9 protein-coding genes and 1 pseudogene are annotated in these 8,218 nt (G+C 45.4%); 9 read left to right on the top strand and 1 reads right to left on the bottom strand.

Going from position 1 to position 8,218, the window contains the following annotated elements; translation table 11 throughout:
- Positions 1–181 precede the first annotated feature (181 nt).
- Entirely contained in the window at positions 182–406 is a 225-nt protein-coding gene (locus KW93_RS06350; protein WP_033542150.1) for a hypothetical protein, read from the top strand.
- A 20-nt stretch (positions 407–426) separates the two neighbouring features.
- Entirely contained in the window at positions 427–1,476 is a 1,050-nt protein-coding gene (locus tag KW93_RS06345; RefSeq protein ID WP_033542149.1) for a glycosyltransferase, read from the top strand.
- Between the two features lie 106 nt (positions 1,477–1,582).
- On the opposite strand, the gene KW93_RS06340 is transcribed toward KW93_RS06345, so the two are convergent.
- A complete protein-coding gene (locus tag KW93_RS06340; protein ID WP_033542148.1) occupies positions 1,583–1,780 on the bottom strand; it encodes a hypothetical protein in 198 nt (65 codons plus the stop codon).
- A gap of 333 nt (positions 1,781–2,113) precedes the next feature.
- Here KW93_RS06340 and KW93_RS06335 point away from each other — a divergent pair, with 333 nt between their 5' ends.
- The 7 genes and pseudogenes from KW93_RS06335 to KW93_RS06305 form a co-directional block, all read left to right on the top strand.
- Positions 2,114–2,956 (top strand): aldo/keto reductase, encoded by an 843-nt coding sequence (locus tag KW93_RS06335; protein ID WP_033542147.1) that lies wholly within the window; start codon positions 2,114–2,116, stop codon positions 2,954–2,956.
- A gap of 236 nt (positions 2,957–3,192) precedes the next feature.
- On the top strand, positions 3,193–3,705 hold the full coding sequence (locus tag KW93_RS06330; RefSeq protein ID WP_033542146.1) for a YcxB family protein: 513 nt from the start codon (positions 3,193–3,195) through the stop codon (positions 3,703–3,705).
- 32 nt (positions 3,706–3,737) lie between these two features.
- On the top strand, positions 3,738–4,331 hold the full coding sequence (locus KW93_RS06325) for a hypothetical protein (protein WP_033542145.1): 594 nt from the start codon (positions 3,738–3,740) through the stop codon (positions 4,329–4,331).
- 317 nt (positions 4,332–4,648) lie between these two features.
- Positions 4,649–5,614 (top strand): DMT family transporter, encoded by a 966-nt coding sequence (locus tag KW93_RS06320; protein ID WP_033542144.1) that lies wholly within the window; start codon positions 4,649–4,651, stop codon positions 5,612–5,614.
- A gap of 273 nt (positions 5,615–5,887) precedes the next feature.
- Positions 5,888–6,619, top strand: a complete 732-nt coding sequence (locus tag KW93_RS06315) for a glucose 1-dehydrogenase (protein WP_033542143.1) — start codon at positions 5,888–5,890, stop codon at positions 6,617–6,619.
- Between the two features lie 58 nt (positions 6,620–6,677).
- Positions 6,678–7,931 (top strand): S41 family peptidase, encoded by a 1,254-nt coding sequence (locus KW93_RS06310; RefSeq protein WP_033542142.1) that lies wholly within the window; start codon positions 6,678–6,680, stop codon positions 7,929–7,931.
- A gap of 94 nt (positions 7,932–8,025) precedes the next feature.
- Positions 8,026–8,218 (top strand): annotated as a pseudogene (locus tag KW93_RS06305) (GNAT family N-acetyltransferase); the annotation flags it as partial.

The raw sequence follows: 8,218 nt of genomic DNA, 5'->3' as shown, positions 1-8,218 counted from the left end.
TCATAGAATCCCGAAAAACGCTCATAGAATTCCAGCACAATGAATTGTTCTCGATATGAGATGCACCTCAAGTTTTCAACACGCGCTAAAAGGGAAAATATCATTGAATCACAAAATGATTCCTGCGAATTTAAAGGAGTTATGCGCATCTGTCGAGAATCCGAAATTAGGGGGTGAAATCATGCAGAAATTCGTCATTCAATATCACCTGGAAAAAGGGCTCGTGGTCGAAAGAACGGTGGAGGCGGAAACGAGGGAAAACGTGGCCGACATGGCGTTGTCGGAACAGATTGTCCAGTTTGAAGACGTTTTTGGGGAATTGAATTTATTCAACAAAGACGATATTAAACTGGTGAAGATAAAAGATTATACTGAGCCGGTCACAACTTCGAGAAGAGGCGGGTAATTGGGGTGGGGGAGATCTGTTTGAACAAGCTTGTCAGTTTCATTGTACCGGTATATAACGCTGAGAAGTATCTCGAGCAGTGCATCGACAGTATCCTCAATCAGTCCCATGAACGGATCGAAGTGATACTGGTCAACGATGGCTCTGCAGATCGCAGCGGTGAAATCTGCAACGCCTATAAAAAGAAAGACGGTCGCATAAAGGTGCTGCATCAGGACAACGCGGGACCTTCTGTGGCGCGGAACCGCGGAATCGAAGCCGCAACAGGGGAGTATATTCAATTTGTGGATTCGGATGACTATATCGCACCTCATATGACTGAGACCCTGCTGGAAACGCTGAAGGGCGGACTGCAATTGGTGATCTGCGGTTATCAGCTCGTAACGAGAGAAGGGCAGCGGGTGATCAGCATGGAAAATTTCAGTTTCCATCGCCCCGGCATCTATTCGAAGGAAGAGTTTTTGGCGCATTTCGGAGAAATCTATCAGGATTATTATGTCCATTATAACTGGAATAAACTATATATTACCGACCTTATCCGGCAAAATGGCCTGCGTTTTGATGAAGAAATTATTCGAGGAGAAGATCTGTTTTTTAATCTGCAGTATCTGGAACACTGCCGGAAAATCGCAATCATCAGCGACTTTCTGTACTATTACACCACTTCGAATAATGAATCGATCACCAGTACATTCCGGCCGGATCTATTTGAGAACCAGCAATTGCTGCTTGAGACGACAAGAGGGTTCCTGCGCAGAAACGGAGCCTATTCCGGGACGAATAAAGACTTGATTGAAAAGTTCTATACGGTCAGAATTGCCGCCTGCTTTTCAAACCTGTTCCATCCGGACAGCACATTGTCCAGGGAAGAAACCCTGGAGCATATCCGTGAAATTATGGGGGACCAGCGCGTCAATCAAAGCGTCGCTTATTTTGAAAAAGGCGATTCGGAGAAGAGGCGGATTGGCAAGTGGATCAGGAAAAAGGCAGTTAAGCAGCTTTATGTGTATTATTATGTAAAGAGCGAGTATAAGAAGCGTTTTGGTCCGAAATCGGAAAAGTGGATCTGATTTTCGGTGGATAATGCCTAATTGAACAAATGAAAAATATAAAAAACGGCCAGCAAATCAAAATGCAATTTGCTGGCCGTTTTAATTTAGCTTTTTAAGTTTTGCATTACGGTGTCCGGTTATTATTTTTGGTTGTCAATTTATTGTTTTCATCCGGAATTCGCGCGTTATCTTTTAACGATTGGTTTGTTTGTTCCTGCTGAGTGGAATCCTGGGTTTCTGAAGTTTCCTTATTTTTTTCTTTAATGAGTTCGTTCATTTTTTTGATGTTCGTTTCTTGTTCAGATGATTGATGATTGTTCATATAATCGTCCTCCCAAAACAGTTTTTATTTGTATTCCCGCTAGCAAACAGCATAAACGCTGGGCGAATTGTAATATGCGCGACACAGGGTCCATCTGGGAACTTCTGGAAATCATCAGTACAGGGGAATTACGATTTTCCTTTAGTCGAAATGCAAAGGGACGAAAAGTCCGGTAATGGCGGCATGGCAATAAAATAAATTCCGGTAAAGCGGAATTCTATAAGAACGAGAGGCGGCCAACAATGTGGCTGCCCTTTTTTTATTGCCTGAATTGTTTGAGTTTAATGCCGCCTAAGCGTAATCTAAAAGCAGAAACGAAAGGAGTGAATGTGGATGGAAAAAGCGATACCAGAAGTGACACTGAATGACGGAACGAAACTGCCGGTGATTGGACTCGGTACATACGGGCTGTGGGGCAATGCTGGGGCGAACGCAGTCTCAAGCGGGATCAACGCCGGCTACCGTCTGATTGATACGGCGTATAATTACGAAAACGAGGGAGCAGTCGGCGAAGGCATCCGGCGCAGCGGCATTTCCCGCGAAGAGCTGTGGGTGGCGTCTAAGCTCCCGGGCCGCTATCAGACATACGACAAAGCGATGGTGGCGATTCAGGAATCGCTGTACCGCGCCAATCTGGATTATTTCGATCTCTACCTGATCCACTGGCCGCTTCCGCAGCAGGATCTTTACGTGGAAGCGTGGCAGGCATTGATCGATGCGCAGAAATGGGGACTGGTCCGGTCAATCGGTGTCAGCAATTTCCTGCCGGAGCATCTGGAGCGCATTATTCGGGAGACCGGCGTGACACCGAGCCTGAATCAGGTCGAACTGCATCCCTTCTTTAACCAGGAAGAGCAGCGCAATGTGCATGCACAGCTCGGAATTCAAACGCAGTCATGGAGCCCGATTGCCAGAGCGGCAGACATTTTACTGAATGAAACAATCCTTGAGATCGCCGGGAAGCACGGCAAGACCATTTCCCAAGTCATTTTGCGCTGGCAATACCAGATCGGTTCTGTGTCGATTCCGAGGTCCACATCTCCGCAGCGTCAGCGGGAAAATCTTGAAATATTCGATTTTGCCTTGAGTGAAGCTGAGATGATTGCGATTGCAGGGTTAACGCGCCCTGACGGCAGGCTGTTTGATATGGATCCGGCTACGCATGTGGAAATGTAGACCGCTTATTTAAGATTAATGAATGTATGATTGAAATCACCTTTCCGATTTGGAAAGGTTTTTTTGCAGAGTTTTAGGAGTGCTTAGTAGTTTAACAGGCATATTGTAAAATAATGTATGAATTAGGATGCAAGTGTATTATTATTTATGTATAGGCTTTTAATAAGGTGCCGATAACCGCAGATGCGGTCGGACTGTAATAGACAGATAAAATCATAAAAGGGGTCAACACGACGATGGAACTCAACTACAAACTCACAGAAGAAGATTATATCGGCTTCAATCTGTTTCATGCGAAAAATTCAAAAGCGATCAAAAAACAAATAACGCTGCAGCGGATATTGGTGCCGGTAATGTATATCGTACTGGCAATCCTTGCTGCATATTTTCTGGACGTGCCGTTTCTCGTTCTGTTTATCCCGTTACTCGCCGTAGCCATTCTGTGGTTCCTGTTTTATCCGGCATATTTTTACCGTCTGATCAAACGAAATGCGACAAAGATGATCAGGGAAGGCAAGAATGACGCATTATTGGGGCAGCATACGATGATTTTCACGGAACACGGACTGCGTGAAATCAGTCCGAAAGGGGAAATGAGCTTATCCTGGAGCGGCATCGAGAATTACGGGGAAGACGATTCCGGCTTTTATTTGTACAACAGCGGAATGTCTGCGCTCATCATTCCGAAGAGAGAACTGAGGGATACTGAAGGCGTCGGCAGTTTTCTTGCTGAGAAGATCAGACTGTAAAAGCGGTTAAGGGTAAATGGGGGGCAGATGCAATGGTGAAAGATTCAATCAGGACGGTATCCATCTTTTTAATAGGTGCGACGATTTTCTTTCTGCTGAGGAAATTCAGCTACTTGCTGTCTTTTCTCTTAGTCAATACATTGATGGATACGCTCTATTTTGTGGCGGTCGTAATCGGATCTATTTGGGGAGCAATAAAAATTGACAGTATCATTTCGAAAAGCCGTTTTGATGTTCCGATCCAGACAGCTGCAATTCTGCTGGTCTGCCTGTTTTTCAGTTATCAGATGTTTGCTTCCCATTTTTATCCGGAACAATATTTGAAGGAAATCGGCCTTGAAAAAGTCGAGCAGCTGTTTGACCTGGGCGAACAGGAGCTTGGTCCGGACGAACTGCGAGAGCGGGCAGAAGAAATTATGGTGAAAGAGAGTGCTTATGCGACTTCATTATACGGTACAAATCCCTGGCCTCCTGGAGTCGATGAACTGGAAGTGTTGGACTTCGAGCGCAAATTTGCTTCGTATGAATTGGTGGTCGGAACCGGGACTGAAGGCGAAACCGCCCAATATACCTTTTCGCGTGATGGCCTCGACTTTAAAATCAGCGGACATTCGGTGATGGAGTAAAATTGGAGAGTCAATGGCTGGATGAGGTCAGCAAAATATAATTAATACATGGACATACCTGCAGCATTGATGTTACAGGTGTGTTTTTTGTTTTATTCATGAAGACTGTCCTTTGAAATAATGGGACTTAATCTGAATCTGAAAGAATCGATGATGGAATGAACAACCCCTGTCATTTTATGATCGGGGGTTCTTTTCGCATTGTTTGAATGAAGGAAGTTTTTCTATATGTTAAGATTCATTCATTAACAGCAAGAAGAAATGCCATTATGGAAACAAGAGCAGGCACATTACATACAGGAACAGGGTGAACTCAGTTGCGGCCAATCATCATCGGAATATTTTCAGCCTTTTTTTTCGCATTTACATTTGTCCTCAATGCCTCGATGGAAGCTACCGGAGGCAGTTGGATCTGGAGCGCTTCTCTCCGGTATTTCTTCATGGTCCCGTTTCTGCTGTGCATCGTGCTCATGCGGAAAAACCTGCGGCCAGTCTTAAATGAAATGAAAAAACAGCCGGGTAAATGGCTGTTGTGGAGTTTTGTCGGATTCGGCATGTTCTATGCACCGCTGTGTTTTGCCGCTGCGTATTCACCCGGCTGGCTGATCGCCGGCACGTGGCAGATCACGATCATTTCGGGAGCGTTGCTCGCGCCTATATTTTTTACGACAATACATACACCGGGCGGCCCCCGGAAAGTGCGGGGGAAAATTTTCGTCAGAGGCCTCCTCATGTCTTTGATCATCCTATTGGGAGTTGCGCTGATGCAGATGGAACACGCCAAACAGCTTTCGCTGGAAAATCTGCTGTTCGGCATCGTTCCCATTCTCATCGCCTCTTTTGCCTATCCGCTTGGAAACCGCAAAATGATGGAAGTGTGCGAAGGGCGGCTGGATGCTTACCAGCGGGTGCTCGGAATGACGATCGCCAGTCTGCCTTTATGGTTTTTACTCTCTGCATACGGCATCTTTACAGTCGGAATGCCAAGCGGAAGCCAGGCGTTCCAGTCACTGCTGGTCGCCATTTTCTCCGGCGTCATCGCGACTGTACTGTTCTTCATGGCGACAGATATGGTGAGAGGCAGCATGCCGAAGCTCGCAGCGGTGGAAGCCACACAGTCGATGGAAGTCCTTTTTGCGTTAGCCGGTGAATTGCTGTTTTTATCCATCCTGTTTCCTTCGCCGTTATCGTGGCTGGGCATCATGATCGTGATACTCGGCATGGTTTTGCACAGTTACGTTTCGAGCAGGAAAGTGGAGAAGTACGTGAAGCAGGCGGTATAGGTTTTGCAATTATTCACGGGACAGTGTTCCTGGAGATTGAGATAGGAAATGGACATTCCAATAACAGTGCAACGCCAGTGCCGGAGAGATCCGGACGGCGTTGCACTTTTTTATTTATATAGAAGAATCTCTTATTCTTCAAAAGCTTCTGCCAAAAACTACCTGATAATGGTAAACTGAAAAGAAAGAATAGTCTATCAATGAACTGAAGATTTCTTGACGCCCTGTGACAAAATGGATGGTAAAGCCCGATAAAAGAGGAGGATTTTGACAATGGGCAGACTGGACGGCAAAGTGGCCATCATAACCGGGGGAGCCAGAGGAATGGGGGCAGCACATGCCAGAAGATTTTTAGAAGAAGGTGCCAAGGTCGTGATTACTGACATTCTGGAAGAAGAAGGCGAAGCGATGGCCAAAAATCTTGGTGGAAGTGCCAGGTTCATGAAACACGACGTCACGAAGGCTGCCGAATGGCAACAGGTGGTTGCTGAGACGGAATCGGTATTTGGACCGGTCAGCGTGTTAGTAAATAATGCAGGGATTGCTTTGCTGAAAACAATCGGCGACATGACCGAAGCACAATATCGGAGAGTCATTGATGTTAATCAAGTCTCAGTATTTCTGGGGATGAAGTACGTGCATCCCTCAATGAGCAAAGCGGGAAATGGCTCCATCATTAATATTTCTTCTGTGAGCGGATTGAAAGGAAATAGTGGATCTGTGGCTTATGATGCTTCCAAATTTGCGGTAAGAGGCATGACGAAAAGTGCGGCAGTCGAATTTGCGAGTGAAGGAATTCGTGTAAATTCCGTCCACCCGGGAATCATTGAAACACCCATGGTCAGGAAGAGCCGGGTAAGTAAACTCGCAAAAACAGTGCCTTTGGACCGGACAGCCAAGCCGGAGGAAGTAAGCCATCTGGTCGTCTACCTGGCTTCCGATGAATCCGGTTATGTCACGGGGGCTGAATTTGTGGTTGATGGTGGATTGACCGCGAGATTATAAATTGAGTGGCTCACTGGCAGTAATAAAATAATGCAGATACTGCGAATGGAGTGTTATTGTGTTCAGTAAAACAGAAATCTTTAGCGACATTATTCAAATTGTGAAAATGGATTACGCGGGCGCTGCAGAAAAGCAGGGCGTGAATCGGCCTGAGGAATATCTTATTACAGACGAAATGGAGGATCGCGATTTTATTGAGACGGTCCAGTCCTATCTGCTGGATTTCAAGGATGGCCATTTATCGTTTAATGCCAAAGGTGCGGTCATTCCGAATCTTGGATTCAGAGCACGGCGGTACGAAAACGAACTGTATGTGACGGAAGCGACAGAAGAAAAGCGTCTGCAAAAAGGTGATCAAATTGTTGAAATAGATGGATTGACGGTGGAGGAGTTTGGAAATCGCCATTCGAAAGTTTTGGAAGATACCGTTCTTGAGCGGCAGTTTTGGAACGTGGCGTTGCGCAAAGCCGAAGATATCCTGGTTGTTCGTGATGGTGTGAAGTTCGGGCTGTCACTGCATAAATATGAACGCACACCATACATACCAAGTTATGAACTGAAAAAACTGAATCCGGACACGGTCTATATGAAACTGACAGATTTTGCACAGGAGAAACCGATACTCGATCTACTGGAAAAGCATAAGGATGATCTGAACCATTCCGCCAACCTGATTATAGATATACGCGTAAATTACGGCGGCAATGACATGTTTTATTTCCCGATTCTCGACTATGTATTCAATCGTCCGACCTCATTCAACAGCCTGTTTCAGGCGGATGAAGTCATGTATACGAATTACACGGAGCGGAATTGCCGTCTTTGGATAAATACTTTGAGAGGATATCTGGAGCAGGAGCTGGACGCGGAGACTGAAAAATGGGCGAAGGGAGAAATTGCGTTATTTGAAAAGAATAAAGGCAAAGGTCTTCAGGTCGTTCAGAACGATCTGGACTATTCAATTCAAGGACAGGCCGCTCCGCAAAACGTCTATGTCCTGACTGACGTGATGTGCGGGAGTTCGGGAGACACATTCGCGAAAAATGTCAAAAAATCGCCGAAAGTCCAAGTGGTAGGCAGACCGACTATGGGTATTATTGATTTCTGTAATGTGACCACGATGGATTACGGCGATTATGAATTTGGTTACAGCATTTCCAAAATGGATGAAAAGTATTACACGAATGAAACTGGCGTGACGCCTCATGTTCATATTCCGTGGACGCCCGAGCATTTGGAGGAGGATGTGGATTTGGAGTGGGTGATGGGGGAGATTGAGAGGAAGTCTGTGGTGGCGAAAGAACTTCAATAGAAGAGAAAACGTTATTCAGGGACTTCATCTGAATAGATATTTATGAATTTTGTTTCTCCCTGGAAAGCGAATTTATTTAAAGCGGAGGTTTACCATGAATGAGTATCACTTGATCAGTAACTACAGGGAGGATGAAAAGTATAAAGAAAGCTTTAATGAATTGTCAAAGCGGGTGTTTAATTTAAGTTTTAAGGAATGGTATGACAGAGGTTGCTGGAATGAGGATTATATCTGTTATTCCTTTGCAGATGAAGGAAAAGTCATTGCGAATGCTTCTGTCAATAAGA

Origin of the sequence: Planococcus sp. CAU13 (assembly GCF_000775575.1) — a bacterium.
GTDB lineage: Bacteria > Bacillota > Bacilli > Bacillales_A > Planococcaceae > Planococcus.
This window is presented reverse-complemented; position numbering and strand designations above follow the sequence as displayed.